We start from the raw sequence: 14,113 nt of genomic DNA on the forward strand, positions 1-14,113 counted from the left end.
CCGGAGCCCCACCTGGTTCCACCGCGTCGATCACGGATGCACGGGGCATCCCTCGCCGAAGTTCAGCTGCCCACCCTACCGGCCGCGCGGCCGAGCCGCCACCCGCGGGCGCCCCTACCGCGCCCCCAGCCGGGCTGGCTAGCGTGCGGGCATGACTTCTGACGACTTCGGCTCCTACGTCGAGAAGAACGGCTTCCACCGCGACACCAACTACATCCCGACCCGCATCACCGCGGACGGCCGCGACGGCTACCCGGTCGAGGCGGGCCGCTACAGGCTCGTCGTCTCGCGCGCCTGCCCGTGGGCGAACCGCGCCGTGATCGTCCGCCGCCTGCTCGGCCTCGAGGACGCGCTGTCGATGGGCATCTGCGGCCCGACGCACGACAAGCGCAGCTGGACCTTCGACCTCGACCCCGGCGGCGTCGACCCGGTGCTCGGCATCCCGCGCCTGCAGGACGCGTTCCTCGCGCGCTTCCCCGACTACCCGCGCGGCATCACCGTGCCGGCGATCGTCGACGTCCCCACCGGCCAGGTCGTCACCAACGACTACCCGGTGATGACGCTCGACTTCTCGCGGGAGTGGACCGAGTTCCACCGCGACGGCGCCCCCGACCTGTATCCGGAGGAGCACCGCGACGAGATCGACGAGGTCGCGGAGCTGGTCTTCCAGGACGTCAACAACGGCGTCTACAAGTGCGGCTTCGCGGGCTCGCAGAAGTCCTACGAGCGGGCCTACGACGCGCTCTGGGCCCGGCTCGACTGGCTGGAGGAGCGCCTCAGCACGCAGCGCTACCTCGTCGGCGACACGATCACCGAGGCGGACGTCCGCCTCTTCACGACGGTCGCCCGCTTCGACGCCGTCTACTACAGCCACTTCAAGGCCAACCGGAACCTGCTCTCGGCGATGCCGGCCCTCTGGGGCTACGCCCGCGACCTGTTCGCGACCCCGGGCTTCGGCGACACGATCGACTTCCAGCACATCAAATCGCACTACTACGAGGTGCAGCGCGACATCAATCCGACCGGCGTCGTGCCGAAGGGCCCGGACCTGTCCGGCTGGCTCGTCCCCTCGCACCGCGAGGAGCTCGGCGGCCGCCCGTTCGGCGACGGCACCCCGCCCGGCCCGCCGATCCCCGCCGAGGTCGTCCCCGAGGGCCACGGCGCCTGACCTCCTGAACGGCCGTGCGCGCTGAGTTCCCCCTCCGTGCACGGCCGCTCCCGGCTGCGCGTCCGACCCCGGCGCTAGCCTGGATCCGTCAACCCTGAACGTGTACGTCGAGGAGAACCGTGTCTGACCAGCCCACCGCCACAGCCAACATCGGAGTCGTCGGTCTGGCGGTGATGGGCTCGAACCTGGCCCGCAACCTCGCCAGCCGCGAGGGCAACACCGTCGCCGTCTACAACCGCTCCTACGGGCGCACCGAGACGCTGATCACCGAGCACCCCGAGGCCGGCTTGGTCGCCTCGGAGACCATCGAGGCCTTCGCCGCCTCGCTGAAGACCCCGCGCACGGCGATCATCATGGTCCAGGCCGGCCGCGGCACCGACGCCGTGATCGAGCAGCTGACCGCCGCGTTCGAGCCGGGCGACATCATCGTCGACGGCGGCAACGCGCTGTTCACCGACACCATCCGCCGCGAGAAGACCGTCCGCGAGACCGGCATCCACTTCGTCGGCACCGGCATCTCCGGCGGCGAGGAGGGCGCGCTCAAGGGCCCGTCGATCATGCCCGGCGGCTCGGTCGAGTCGTACAAGACTCTCGGCCCGATCCTCGCCTCGATCGCGGCGGTCGCCGAGGGCGAGCCCTGCGTCACCCACATCGGCACCGACGGCGCCGGCCACTTCGTCAAGATGATCCACAACGGCATCGAGTACGCCGACATGCAGCTCATCGCCGAGGCCTACGACCTGCTCCGCACGGTCGGCGGCCACGAGCCCGCCGCCATCGCCGACGTCTTCGACGCCTGGAACAAGGGCGACCTCGAGTCGTACCTCATCGAGATCACCGCCGAGGTGCTCCGCCAGGTCGACGCCGACACCGGCAAGCCCTTCCTCGACATCGTGCTCGACCAGGCCGGCTCGAAGGGCACCGGAGTCTGGACCGTGCAGAACGCGCTCGACCTGGGCGTGCCCGTCGGCGGCATCGCCGAGGCCGTCTTCGCCCGCGCCGTCTCCTCCAAGCCCGCGCAGCGCGCCGCCGTGCAGAAGCGCGTCACCACGCGCCCCACGCCCGTCGCCCTCTACGACGGCTTCGAGGACGACGTCCGCGCCGCCCTCTACGCCTCCAAGGTCGTCGCCTACTCGCAGGGCTTCGACGCGATCATCGCCGGCGCCGAGAAGTACGGCTGGGAGATCGACAAGGGAGCCGTCGCGAAGATCTGGCGCGCGGGATGCATCATCCGCGCCCAGTTCCTCAACCGCATCGTCGACGCCTACGCCGAGAACGCGGAGATCACGACGCTGCTCGAGGACCCGTACTTCGCCGAGGCCGTCGCCAACGGCGAGGCCGCCTGGCGCCGCATCGTCTCCACCGCCGCGCTCTCGGGCGTGCCGATCCCCGGCTTCGGCGCCGCGCTGTCGTACTACGACTCGCTCGCCTCCGAGCGCCTGCCCGCCGCCCTCGTGCAGGGCCAGCGCGACTTCTTCGGCGCGCACACCTACCAGCGCGTCGACAAGGAGGGCACCTTCCACACGCTGTGGTCGGGCGACCGCTCCGAGGTCGAGCAGGACCCGTCCACGCACTGACCCGCGGACGCGCCCACGGGTGCACACGCAGAAGGCGCCCCCGCCCGTCGGATCCTCGGATCCCGCGGGCGGGGGCGCCTTCGTCGTGCGGAGCGACTCAGCGCCGGATCAGCGCAGCCAGGCCGTCGTGGCCGGCGGCAGCAGGCCGCCGTCGAGCGGCGCGCTCGAGAGGAGCACCTCGCCCTCGGGGAGCTCGACCGGCTCCTCGCCGAGGTTCGTCACCGACCGCCAGCCGTTCGGGCGCGCGAAGTGCAGCACGCCGGGCCGCGCGTCCCGCCACTCCAGGCTCTCGTCGGTCTGCAGCTCGTACCGGAGCGCGAGGGCGCTGCGGTAGAGCGCGAGCGTCGAGTCCTCGGCGAGCTCCTCCGCCTCGACGGAGGAGTCGGCGAACCAGGAGGGCTGGGGCAGGTGCGCGCCGCCGGGGCCGAAGCCGAAGGAGTCGCCGGTCGCCTCCCAGGGCAGCGGGACGCGGCAGCCGTCGCGGCCGACGTCGGTGCCGCCGCTGCGGAAGAACGTCGGGTCCTGGCGGTCGGTGTCCGGGATGCCGGCCACCTCGTGCAGACCGAGCTCCTCGCCCTGGTACAGGTAGGCCGAGCCGGGCAGCGCCAGCAGCAGGAGGGTCGCAGCACGGGCGCGGCGGAGGCCCAGCGCGCGGTCAAGGACCGGCTCCGCTCCCCCGCTGAGCAGCCACTGCTTCGCGGGGGCGGTCTCGGCCGCGCCCTTCTGCGGGAGCCCGTAGCGGGTCGCGTGCCGGACGACGTCGTGGTTGGAGAGCACCCAGGTCGTCGAGGAACCGGACTCGGCCGCCAGCTCGAGGTTGAAGGTGATCAGCCGGCGGAACTCCTCCGCGTCGAGGTCGGCCTCGAGCAGGTCGAAGTTGAAGGCCTGGCCGAGCCCCTCGGGACTCGCGTAGCGGGCGCGGCGGGAGGCGTCGACCCAGGCCTCCGCGACGGCGGTGCGCGGCGGGTCGTAGGAGTCGAAGAGGGCGCGCCACTCGGCGTAGACCTCGTGCACCTCGTCGCGGTCCCAGAACGGGTGGCTGCCGTCGATCCGCTGGCCGTCGATCTCCGCCGCGGCGGGGAGCGGCTCGGCGAGGTCCTTCACCAGCGAGTGCGCCACGTCGATCCGGAAGCCGTCGACGCCGCGGTCGGACCAGAAGCGGAGGGTCTCGAGGAAGTCGTCGCGGATCTCGCGGTTCGCCCAGTTCCAGTCGGGCTGCTCCTTCGCGAAGAGGTGCAGGTACCACTGGCCGTCGCCGACCGGCTCCCAGGCGGGGCCGCCGAAGACGGACTCCCAGTCGCTCGGCGGCAGGGCGCCGTCCTCGCCAAGGCCGTCGCGGAAGACGTAGCGCTCCCGGGCGGGCGAGCCCTTCGGGGCGGCGAGCGCCTCCTGGAACCACGGGTGCAGGTCGGAGGAGTGGTTGGGCACGATGTCGACGATCACGCGGAGGCCGCTCTCGTGCAGGCGGGCGGTCAGCTCATCGAACTCGGCGAGAGTGCCGATCCGCGGGTCGACGTCGCGGTAGTCGGCCACGTCGTAGCCGCCGTCGGCCAGCGCCGACGGGTAGAAGGGGCTGAGCCAGACTGCGTCGATCCCGAGCTCCCGCAGGTACGGGATCCGCTCGAGGATGCCGGCGAGGTCACCGATCCCGTCGCCGTTCGCGTCCGCGAAGCTCCGCGGGTAGATCTGGTAGACGGCCGCCTGCCGCCACCACTGGGCGTCCTCGGTCGTGCCGCTCCTGCTGAGTACCGTGTCCGTCACGGGTGTCCTTCCGTTCGTCGTGGTGCATGGTCTGGTGTCGTGGTTCGTCGTCGGCCGGGGCCGGGCGCTCGGTGACGGCGGGTCTCGATACGCCCCTCCGGGGCTACTCGACCAGCATGTTGGGGCGGGCTCGTGCACAGCACGGCACCCTCGCCTCCCGAAGTCGAGCCCGCGGGTCTCGGGGTGGTCGGCTGCAAGGCGGAGGAGGGAGGCGTAGCGGAGCTACGGCGACCGACGACAACGCCGCAGACGACCGCCCCGAGGCCCGCGAGCCCTACTTGATAGCACCTTGAGTGACTCCGGACATGACCCAGCGCTGGGTGAACAGGTAGACGATGATCGCCGGGGCCATCGCCATCAGGTAGGAGGCGAAGGCGACGTTGTAGTCGTTGCTGAACTGGGTCTGGAAGATCTTCTGCAGCACCGGGAGCGTCTGGAGCGACGGGTCGGAGGTGATCAGCGACGGCATCATGAAGTCGTTCCAGGAGGCGAGGAAGGCGAAGATGCCGACCGTCGCGCTCATCGGGGCGAGCAGCGGGAAGACGAGCCGCCAGAAGACCTGGTTGGTCGTCGCGCCGTCGAGCCGGGCGCTCTCCTCGAGCTCCTCGGGCAGCGAGCGGAGGAACGCGGTGAAGAGCATCACGCTGAAGCTGAGCTGGAACATCACGTGCAGGATCGCGACGCCGAGCGGGTTGTCGAGCCCGACGAGTCCGGTGAGCGAGACCTGAGAGAGCGCGAGCACCGGGAACGGCAGGAACATCGCCGCGAGCAGGTAGAAGAACGACCAGCGGTAGAAGCGCTTGCTCCAGTTCCGCGAGATCGCGAACGCGGCGAGGGCCGAGAGGACGATGGTGCCGCCGACCGTGATCGCCGAGACGAAGACCGAGACGGCGAACCCGCGGGGGAAGTCGGTCAGGTTCCAGGCCTGGACGAAGCCGTCGACCGAGAACGGCAGCGGGATCGAGAAGGCGTTCCCGTCCACCGCCTGGGCGCCGGTCTTGAAGGCCATCGTCAGCGTCACCCACAGCGGGCCGATCACCGAGAGGGCGCAGACCACGAGGACGAGGGTGAGCAGGAGGCTCGAGCGCCGCCGCTTCCCCCCGCGACGGGCGTCGGCGTCGACGGCGGCGCGGGTGCCGGGGAGGGACGGGGCGAGGGGGACCTGGCTGGTCATCAGAAGGCCGCCTTTCCGCGCGAGACGCGCAGCTGTACGAGCGCGATCACGAGCGCGATGAGGAAGAAGATCGTGGCGTTGGCCATCTGGTAGGCGTAGTCGCCGCTGGTGAAGCCGGAGAAGATCGTCATCGCGACGCTGCGGGTCGACGTCCCGGGGCCGCCGTCGGTCAGGCCGACGATGATGTCGTAGGAGTTGAGGAAGTTCTTGAAGCCGATCACGAGGTTGATCACGACGTAGCCCGCGACCAGCGGCAGCGTGATCGAGCGCAGCTGTCCCCAGCTCGAGGCGCCGTCGAGCGCGGCGGCCTCGTAGACGTCGCCGGGGATCGAGAGCACGCCGGCGATGTAGATCAGCAGCGCGGAGGGCACGGCCTGCCAGGCGGTCACGATCACGATCGCGAGCCAGGCCAGATTCGGGTCCGCGAGGATGCTGCTGGCCAGCGGCGTCGCTCCGACCGACTGCGCGAAGGCGGGCAGCGAGTTGGAGAAGAGGAAGTTGAAGACGAACGCGATGATGATGCCCGAGACGACCATCGGCAGCACGAACACGGCCCGCAGCGCGACCTTGCCGCGGATCTGCGAGGTGAGCGCGATCGCCAGGAGGAACGCGATCACGTTCACCGCGAGCACCGTGACCAGCGCGAGCCCCACGGTGAAGCCGTAGGAGGCGAGGATCGCCGGGTCGGAGAACAGCGCGACGTAGTTGGTCAGGCCGATGAAGCTCCACTCGCCGAAGCCGATCGAGTCGGTGAAGCTGAAGAAGATCCCCATCAGCGCGGGCAGGGTGATCGCGAGCGTGAAGAGCACGAGCGCGGGGAGCAGGTAGAGCAGGAAGGTGCGGTCGGTGCGCGGCTTCCGGCGCGGGGCGACGGCCGCGCGGGGAGTCGCGACGGTGCGCTCCTCCGGGCGGGCGGGGGCGGAGAGGGCCATGGTGTCTCGTCTCTGAGAGGTGGTCGGGGAGGTCTAGGAGCGGAACGCGATGCGCGCCCAGTCGGCGTCGATCGTGCGGAGCGTCGCGGCGGGGTCGGAGCCGAGGGCGACGCCCTGGACGTAGTTCTGCAGTGGGATGTTCTGCGGCACGAGCTGCGAGGCGCCGAGGCTGAACGCCGCCCGGTCGTAGAACTCCTGGAGCTCGACGAGGGTGGGCTGGGTGACGGCAGGGGCGTCGGTGGTGACGCCGAACGCGTTGTTGTCGGCGTTGTAGGCGTCGATGATCTCCGGTTGCATCAGGAAGGAGAGGAACTCGCGCGCCGCCGCCTTCTTGGTCGACGCCTCCGGGATCCACAGCGCGAGGTCGACGTTCACCCGCACGCGGCGCTCGTCCGGATCGTCCGTCATCGGCAGCGGGAAGGCGCCGATCGAGAGGTCCGGGGCGGTCTTCGCGATCTCGCTCAGCGCCCACGGGCCCTGGAAGTACATCGCCGCCTCGCCGTTCGAGAAGGCGAGGTTGCCGTCGCCGTAGGCGCGGCTGGCCGCGTTCGGCTGCGCATAGCCGGCGAGCTGCACCATCTGGTCGACGGGAGCGGCGAAGTCCTTCTCGAACGAGACCGGCGAGGAGGGGCCGACGTCGGCGCCCTGCTCCTTCAGCTGCGAGAAGAAGGCCTCGAGGTCGACGGTCCCGCCGACGGAGTAGTCGAACAGCCCCTGCGCGACCGTCCACGGGTCCTTGTACGTCCCGTAGATCGGAGTGATGCCCGCCGCGGTCAGCGCGTCGCAGACCGCGAGGAACTCGGTCCAGGTGGTCGGCACCTCGAGGTTCTGCGCGGCGAAGATCTCGCGGTTGTAGAGCACCGCCGACATCATCAGCGAGTAGGGCAGCACGCTGGTGCGGCCCGGGTAGGTCGCGGTCTGCTCGATCAGCGGCTGCAGGTCGGGGTTGATCCGCTTCGCCTCGGCCATGTCGGACAGGTCGCTCAGGGCGCCCCGCTCGACGAACCGCGCGACCTCGAAGTTGTAGTTGAGGCAGCCGAGGTCCGGCGGGTTGGTGCGGACGAAGCCGGCCGAGAGGTTCGAGGAGAAGTCGTGCACGACCCGCACCCGCGACTGAGCGGCGTGGAAGCGCTCGATGACCTCGTCGAAGTAGCCGATCACCTCGGGCTTGGACTGGAAGAAGGTGATCTCGGTGACCCCGCCCGAACCGGAGGGGGAGGCGCAGGCGGCGAGGCCGAGCGCGGCGGCGCCGGCACCCGCCGCGGTGAGCAGGGTGCGCCGGCTGAGGGCGGTGGTGGTGAGGGGCACGTCGTCGTCTCCCGGGTTGCGGATGAGTTGCTTCGGTGACTAAATCTAGGTAGTAGATCTAGTACGCGATGTACTGTTGCAGCCGATCCGGCCGAGGTCAAGGGGAAGGGGGACGCGATGTTCGAGAGCAGGCTCTCCGTGAGCACCGGCTCGTTCCAGCGCCGGCGCAGCGCGCTCGACGTGCTCGAGCGCGCCTGGACCGGCGAGGCGATGACCGCCTCCGCCCTGATCGAGCGCACCGGTCTCACCCGCTCGACCGTCATCGCCGTCTGCGACGACCTGATCGAGCTCGGCTGGCTGGAGGAGCTGGAGAACCAGCGCGCCGCCGGCGACTACGTCAAGGGCCGGCCCGCGCGCCGGTACGCCCTCCGCCGCCGCGCGGGCGTCGTCGTGGGTGTCGACGCCGGCCAGCACAGCGTCGGTGTCTTCGTCGCCGACCTGCTCGGCGAGACCCTCGTCCGGCACGTCGAGCACGTCGATCACGAGCGCGTCGAGGACCTCCCGCACGAGCGCCGCGTCGCCGACATCGACCGGGTCCTCGACCGCGCCCTCCTCCTCACCGGCGTGACCGACGACGAGGTCCTCGCGCTGACCCTCGGCGTCCCGGCCCCCGTCGATGCGCTCGGCCACTCCCCCGCGAGCGACAACGGCTTCTGGGGCGCGATGAACCCCGGGCTCGTGGACCACTACTCCGGCCGCGGCTGGTCGCCGGTGGTCGACAACGACGCGAACCTCGCCGCGCTGGCCGAGGGCTGGCGCGGCGCGGCGATCGGCTGCGACGACTACCTGGCGCTGCTCTCCGGCGAGCGGCTCGGCGGCGGGATCGTGCTCGGCGGCTCGCTGCTGCGCGGCGCCCGCGGGCTCACCGGCGAGATGCGCTACCTCGACCTGGTCGAGGGCGTCGGCTCGGCGGAGGGCATCGCCGCCCTCGCGCGCACCTGGGCCCGCGAGGCGCTGGCCGTGGCGGGCCGGCCGGCGTCGCTCCTCGACGCCGTGGCACAACCCGGGGCCGCCGAGGTGCTGGCCGCGGCCGACGCGGGCGATCCGCTGGCCTCCGCCGTCGTCGCGCGGCTGACCGACCGCCTCACCGCCATCACCGCGACCGTCGCGAATCTGCTCGACGTCTCGCTGATCGTCGTCGGCGGAGCGCTGGCCGCCTCGGCCGGTCCGCTGCTCGCGGCGGTCTCCGAGCGCCTGGTGGGCGAGGTGCACGCCCCGGCGCCGCGGATCCTGCCGTCGACGCTCGGCGATCAGGCGGTCGCGCTCGGCGCGGTCCGCTCGGGGCTCGGGCGGGTGCGGGCGGACCCACTCGCGCTGCACTTGCCGAGCCGGCCGGTCGAGGCCGCCGCGCTCGCCTAGGGGCCGCTAGCGCCGGAAGGCGCGGACGATGAGCAGCAGTGCGAGCAGGACGGCGACCGCGGCGGCCGTCGCCGAGGGCAGCGCGAGCAGGAGGACGAGCGCGCCCGCCGCGGAGACGATCGCGGGCCAGCGCGCACCGGCGACTCCGCGGTCCAGCCGGCGCAGGATCAGCGCGATCAGCGAGGCGGCGACCGCGAAGGCGAGCAGGGCGTCGGCGTCGAGGACGACCACGGCGAGCACCGACACGAGGCAGACGGCGAGCTGACCGGCCGCGGGCACGCCCGTGCGGCGGTTGCGGTGGGCGAAGGGGCCGGGGATCTCGCCCGCGTCCGCGAGCCGGACCAGCGCCGAGGCGTCCAGCCGGGTCAGGGCGACGAGCGCGAGGAGGGCGGCGAGCACGGCCGCGATGCCGACGAGGGCGGCGGCGGGGGTCCCAGCGGCGACCGCGGAGAGCGAGGCCGGGACGTCGGCGAGCTCCTGCGCACCGACGAGCAGGAGCAGCCCGGCGCCGATCAGGGCCGCCACGAGGGTCGTGACGCCGATCCCGAGCAGCGATCGGCCGAGCGTCGGCGTCTCGCCGGGCGAGGCGGGCGCGAAGAGGAAGAGGAGCAGGGCGGCCGCCGTTCCGGCACCCTCCGCACCGCCGATCACCGTCTCGGACGGGGTCGCGACGGGGTCCGCGAGGGCGACGATCACGGCGGAGGCCAGCAGGAGGAGCAGCACGAGGCCCAGGAGCAGGCGCGCGAGCCCGGGCGGGACGGCACCGCCGCGGAGCACGAAGAGGGTGGTGCCGACGATCAGGAGCACGGCGACCGGGCGCGCGCTCGCGCCGACGATCGAGTCGGCGGCGGTCAGTGCGAGGGCGGACGCCGCGAGGGCGCGGCCGGCGAGCCCGAGCCACTCCCCCGTCGGTCCGTCGTGCACCTCGCGGCCGGAGTCGGCGACTGCGCCGACGACGGCCATCGCCGCCGCGAGCCCGAGGCCGAGCAGCAGCCACCAGCCGGCCTCGAGGGCCGCGGGCGACCAGACCAGGAAGAGCGCGGCCACGGCGATCGACGCCCGCGACAGCTCGGAGGCGCGCAGCAGACCCCCCGTCCGGGTCTGATCACCATGCATGCGCATTCACTCATGCTAAGGCGTCGGGCGCTCCCCCGAGCGAGCCGAAGGCCGCCGACCGCAGCGGACCCGAGGACGAGGGGCTCCGTCATGCCGATCGAGTAGCCCGCGCAGCGGGCGTATCGAGATCCACCACCGTCAGCCGTCGAGGTCTGCAGACCGCCCTGCTGAGTACGGCGGGTCTCGATACGCCGCTCCGCGGCTACTCGACCAGCATGACTCCGCCGCTCCGCGGCTACTCGACCAGCATGAATCGCCGTTCCGCGGCTGCTCGACCAGCATGCAGATTGCGTCGAGCAGCTCTCTGGAGAGGGCGCCGCCTCATGCTGATCGAGTAGCCCGCGCAGCGGGCGTATCGAGATCCACCACCGTCAGACGCGGGTCTGCAGACAACCCCGCGGACGACGCCGGGTCTCGATACGCCGCTCCGCGACTACTCGACCAGCATGTGGCGCGCGGAGCGCGGACATCTCCGGTTGCGGCCTACGCGTCGCCGTCGAACATGGAGGTGACGGAGCCGTCGTCGAAGACCTCGTGGATCGCGCGGGCGAGCAGCGGGGCGATCGGCAGGATCGTCAGGCGGTCCCACTTCTTCTCCTCGGGCAGCGGCAGGGTGTCGGTGACGACGACCGAGTCGATGAACTCGGAGCTGAGCAGCTCGCGGGCCGGGTCGGAGAAGACGGCGTGGGTCGCGGCGACGACGACGCCGATCGCGCCGGCGGCCTTGAGCGCCTCGGCGGCCTTGGCGATGGTGCGGCCGGTGTCGATCAGGTCGTCGACGAGGAGGCAGACGCGGCCGCTGACCTCTCCGACGATCTCGTGCACGGAGACCTGGTTGGCGACCTTGGGGTCGCGGCGCTTGTGGATGATCGCGAGCGGGACGCCGAGCTTGTCGCTCCAGATGTCGGCGACGCGCACGCGGCCCATGTCCGGCGAGACGACGGTGAGGGTCGAGGGGTCGAGCTTCTCGCGGAAGTGCTCGAGCAGCACCGGCATCGCGAAGAGGTGATCGACGGGGCCGTCGAAGAAGCCCTGGATCTGCGCGGCGTGCAGGTCGACCGACATGATGCGGTCGGCGCCGGCGGCCTTGAACAGGTCGGCGACGAGGCGGGCCGAGATCGGCTCGCGGCCGCGGCCCTTCTTGTCCTGGCGCGCGTAGGGGTAGAACGGCGCGACCACGGTGATCCGCTTGGCCGAGGCGCGCTTGAGCGCATCGACCATGATCAGCTGCTCCATGAGCCACTCGTTGATCGGCGAGGTGTGCGACTGCAGGACGAAGACGTCCCCGCCGCGGACCGACTCGCCGTAGCGGACGTAGAGCTCGCCGTTCGCGAAGGTGCGCCCCTCGGTGGTGACCAGCTCGGTGCCCAGCTCGTCGGCGACCGCTTCCGCCAGTGCCGGATGCGCCCTCCCCGAGACCAGGACCAGGCTCTTCTTGTTGCTGGCGGTGATGCCCGTCACTGTGCTCCGCTTCCTCCGGTCGCGCGGTCGGTGCCCTCGGGCTCCGACGCCTGGGCGGCCTCGGCGGCGGTGGCCGACGCGGTTCCCGGACGATGGGTCTGCACCCATCCGGCCATGTTGCGCTGCGGAGCGACGGTGATGCCGAGGGCTCCGGCGGGGATGTCCTTGCGGATGACCGTGCCGGCGCCCGTGTACGCTCCGTCACCGATTCTAACGGGGGCGACGAAGACGTTGTGCGACCCGGCGCGCACGTGCGACCCCACGACGGAGGACGCCTTGTTCACCCCGTCGTAGTTGGCGAAGATCGAGCCGGCGCCGATGTTCGACTCCTCGCCGATCGTCGCGTCGCCGACGTAGGAGAGGTGCGGCACCTTCGAGCCGGCGCCGATCGTCGCGTTCTTGGTCTCGACGTAGGCGCCGATCTTGCCGCGCTCGCCGAGCACCGTGCCCGGGCGCAGGAACGAGAACGGGCCGACCTGCGCCTGCGCGCCGATCACCGCGAGAGTCGCGTCCGAGCGCTTGATCACCGCGTCCTCGCCGACCTCGCAGGAGTCGAGCGTCGTGTCCGGTCCGATGATCGCCCCGGAGGCGATGACAGTCGGCCCCTTGATCTGCGTGCCGGGGAGGATCTCGACGTCGGGCGAGAGCACCGCGTCGACGTCGATCCAGGTGGTGGCCGGGTCCTGGATCGTGACGCCCTCGAGCTGCCAGCGGCGGACGATGCGGGCGTTCAGCTCGAGCGCGGCGTCGGCGAGCTGGGCGCGGTCGTTGATGCCGGCGACGAGCCAGCGGTCCTGCACGGGGACGGCCTCGATGGCGCGGCCGGCGGCCTTCAGCGCGGCGGCGGCGTCGGTGAGGTACTTCTCCTGCTGGGCGTTGTCGGTGCCGATGGCGCCGATCACCGCGCGCAGGGCGGCGGCCTCGAAGGCGTACACGCCGGCGTTGGTCTCGGTGAGCGCGAGCTCGACGTCGCTCGCGTCCTTCTGCTCCACGATCGAGGCGAAGCCGCCGTCGACGCCGCGCACGATCCGGCCGAAGCCGGTCGGGTCCTCGAGCACGCAGGACAGCATCGTCAAGGCGTTCGCCGCGGCGAGGTGCTCGTCGACCAGGCGGCGCAGCGTCGGGGCGTCCAGCAGCGGGACGTCGGCGCTGAGCACCACGACGGTCCCGTCGAAGTCGTCCGGCAGCGCGGCGAGGCCGAGCTCCACGGCGCGGCCGGTGCCGGGCACCTCGTCCTGATCGACGACGAGGGCCGCCGGCGAGTGGTCCAGGACCGCGGCGGCGACCCGCTCGCGCTCGTGCCGCACGACCGTGACGACGTGGCCGGCGTCGAGCGAGGCGGCCGTGTCGAGGACGTGCCCCAGCAGCGGGCGCCCGGCGAGGCGGTGCAGGACCTTGGGGGTGCGGGACTTCATCCGGGTGCCCTGACCGGCGGCCAGGATCACCACCGCGAGCGTGCTGTCGACCATGGTGCGCGTGCTCCTCCGTCCGGCACCGGTGCTCGGTGCTCGAGCTCCGCCACCAGGATTCGAACCTGGACCGGACAGCTCCAAAGGCTGCCGTGCTGCCGTTACACCATGGCGGACCGCGCTCTCGCGCGCCGTCCATCCTGCCATCCGCCCGCACCCGCCGTCGCCGTGGCGTCCCCGCCGGGCGGCTCCCGGCGACTCCCGGGGCGCGCACCCGCCAGAATGGACGGGTGAGCGCGAATGACGAGGTGGACGGCATCGTCGACGCCTGGGTGCGCGAGCGGCCCGACCTCGACTTCACTCCCCTGCAGGTGTTCTCCCGGATGCGCCGGCTCGCCAAGCAGCTAGAGCGGGCGCGCGGCAGTGCCTTCGGCCGCTCGGAGCTCGAGACCTGGGAGTTCGACGTCCTCTCCGCCCTCCGCCGCGCGGGGGCGCCCTACCGGATGAGCCCGAAGCAGCTGCTCCAGGCGACGATGGTCACCAGCGGCACGATGACCAATCGGATCGACCGCCTGGTCGAGCGCGACCTCGTCGAGCGCCTCGACGATCCGAACGACGGCCGCGGCGTGCTGGTGCAGATGACGCCGTCCGGCCTGTCCCGGGTGGACGCGGCGATCACCCGCCTCGTCGACGCCGAGCAGGAGCTGCTCGGAGCCCTCACGCACGCGCAGCAGGAGCGGCTCGCGCAGCTGCTCCGCAAGCTCTCGCTCGACTTCGGCTGACTCCACTGCAGAACATCAGCTGAGACGGGGGTCCCTCCCCCGACAGCGGAGGCACCCCCTTCTCAG

General features: G+C 71.8%; 11 protein-coding genes and 1 tRNA gene. 4 read left to right on the top strand and 8 right to left on the bottom strand.

The features are described 5' to 3' along the window. Window positions 1-151: 151 nt before the first annotated feature. Together C1I64_RS10900 and gndA are read left to right on the top strand one after the other, a co-directional pair. Entirely contained in the window at window positions 152-1,168 is a 1,017-nt protein-coding gene (locus tag C1I64_RS10900) for a glutathione S-transferase family protein (protein ID WP_127887211.1), read from the top strand. A gap of 119 nt (window positions 1,169-1,287) precedes the next feature. Continuing rightward, window positions 1,288-2,745 carry an NADP-dependent phosphogluconate dehydrogenase gene (gndA, locus tag C1I64_RS10905; protein ID WP_127887212.1) on the top strand — a complete coding sequence of 486 codons (1,458 nt, stop codon included), beginning with the start codon at window positions 1,288-1,290 and terminating at the stop codon, window positions 2,743-2,745. Between the two features lie 108 nt (window positions 2,746-2,853). Here gndA and C1I64_RS10910 read toward each other — a convergent pair whose 3' ends face one another. The 4 genes from C1I64_RS10910 to C1I64_RS10925 all read right to left on the bottom strand — a co-directional run bounded on the left by C1I64_RS10910 (window position 2,854) and on the right by C1I64_RS10925 (window position 7,920). Then, a complete protein-coding gene (locus tag C1I64_RS10910; protein WP_127887213.1) occupies window positions 2,854-4,506 on the bottom strand; it encodes a glycoside hydrolase family 13 protein in 1,653 nt (550 codons plus the stop codon). 274 nt (window positions 4,507-4,780) lie between these two features. Continuing rightward, on the bottom strand, window positions 4,781-5,680 hold the full coding sequence (locus tag C1I64_RS10915) for a carbohydrate ABC transporter permease (protein ID WP_123705141.1): 900 nt from the start codon (window positions 5,678-5,680) through the stop codon (window positions 4,781-4,783). Continuing rightward, window positions 5,680-6,612, bottom strand: coding sequence for a carbohydrate ABC transporter permease (locus C1I64_RS10920; protein WP_127887214.1), 933 nt, complete (start codon window positions 6,610-6,612; stop codon window positions 5,680-5,682). Before C1I64_RS10920 ends, C1I64_RS10915 begins: the two co-directional genes overlap by 1 nt. A gap of 33 nt (window positions 6,613-6,645) precedes the next feature. Then, on the bottom strand, window positions 6,646-7,920 hold the full coding sequence (locus C1I64_RS10925; protein WP_127887215.1) for an ABC transporter substrate-binding protein: 1,275 nt from the start codon (window positions 7,918-7,920) through the stop codon (window positions 6,646-6,648). A gap of 117 nt (window positions 7,921-8,037) precedes the next feature. On the opposite strand from C1I64_RS10925, the gene C1I64_RS10930 reads away from it, so the two are divergent. Further along, window positions 8,038-9,279, top strand: a complete 1,242-nt coding sequence (locus C1I64_RS10930; RefSeq protein WP_127887216.1) for an ROK family protein — start codon at window positions 8,038-8,040, stop codon at window positions 9,277-9,279. Between the two features lie 6 nt (window positions 9,280-9,285). On the opposite strand, the gene C1I64_RS10935 is transcribed toward C1I64_RS10930, so the two are convergent. From C1I64_RS10935 to C1I64_RS10950, 4 genes are all read right to left on the bottom strand, one after another. Then, entirely contained in the window at window positions 9,286-10,401 is a 1,116-nt protein-coding gene (locus C1I64_RS10935; RefSeq protein ID WP_127887217.1) for a hypothetical protein, read from the bottom strand. Between the two features lie 477 nt (window positions 10,402-10,878). After that, complete coding sequence (locus tag C1I64_RS10940; protein WP_123447631.1) at window positions 10,879-11,856, bottom strand: ribose-phosphate diphosphokinase; 978 nt, start codon at window positions 11,854-11,856, stop codon at window positions 10,879-10,881. Beyond that, a complete protein-coding gene (gene glmU / locus C1I64_RS10945; protein WP_127887218.1) occupies window positions 11,853-13,325 on the bottom strand; it encodes a bifunctional UDP-N-acetylglucosamine diphosphorylase/glucosamine-1-phosphate N-acetyltransferase GlmU in 1,473 nt (490 codons plus the stop codon). Before glmU ends, C1I64_RS10940 begins: the two co-directional genes overlap by 4 nt. A gap of 44 nt (window positions 13,326-13,369) precedes the next feature. Beyond that, window positions 13,370-13,441: transfer RNA gene (locus C1I64_RS10950), tRNA-Gln, on the bottom strand. A gap of 114 nt (window positions 13,442-13,555) precedes the next feature. Here C1I64_RS10950 and C1I64_RS10955 point away from each other — a divergent pair. Continuing rightward, window positions 13,556-14,047 carry a MarR family winged helix-turn-helix transcriptional regulator gene (locus tag C1I64_RS10955; RefSeq protein WP_123447633.1) on the top strand — a complete coding sequence of 164 codons (492 nt, stop codon included), beginning with the start codon at window positions 13,556-13,558 and terminating at the stop codon, window positions 14,045-14,047. Window positions 14,048-14,113 lie beyond the last annotated feature (66 nt).

This window comes from Rathayibacter festucae DSM 15932, from assembly GCF_004011135.1.
GTDB lineage: Bacteria > Actinomycetota > Actinomycetes > Actinomycetales > Microbacteriaceae > Rathayibacter > Rathayibacter festucae.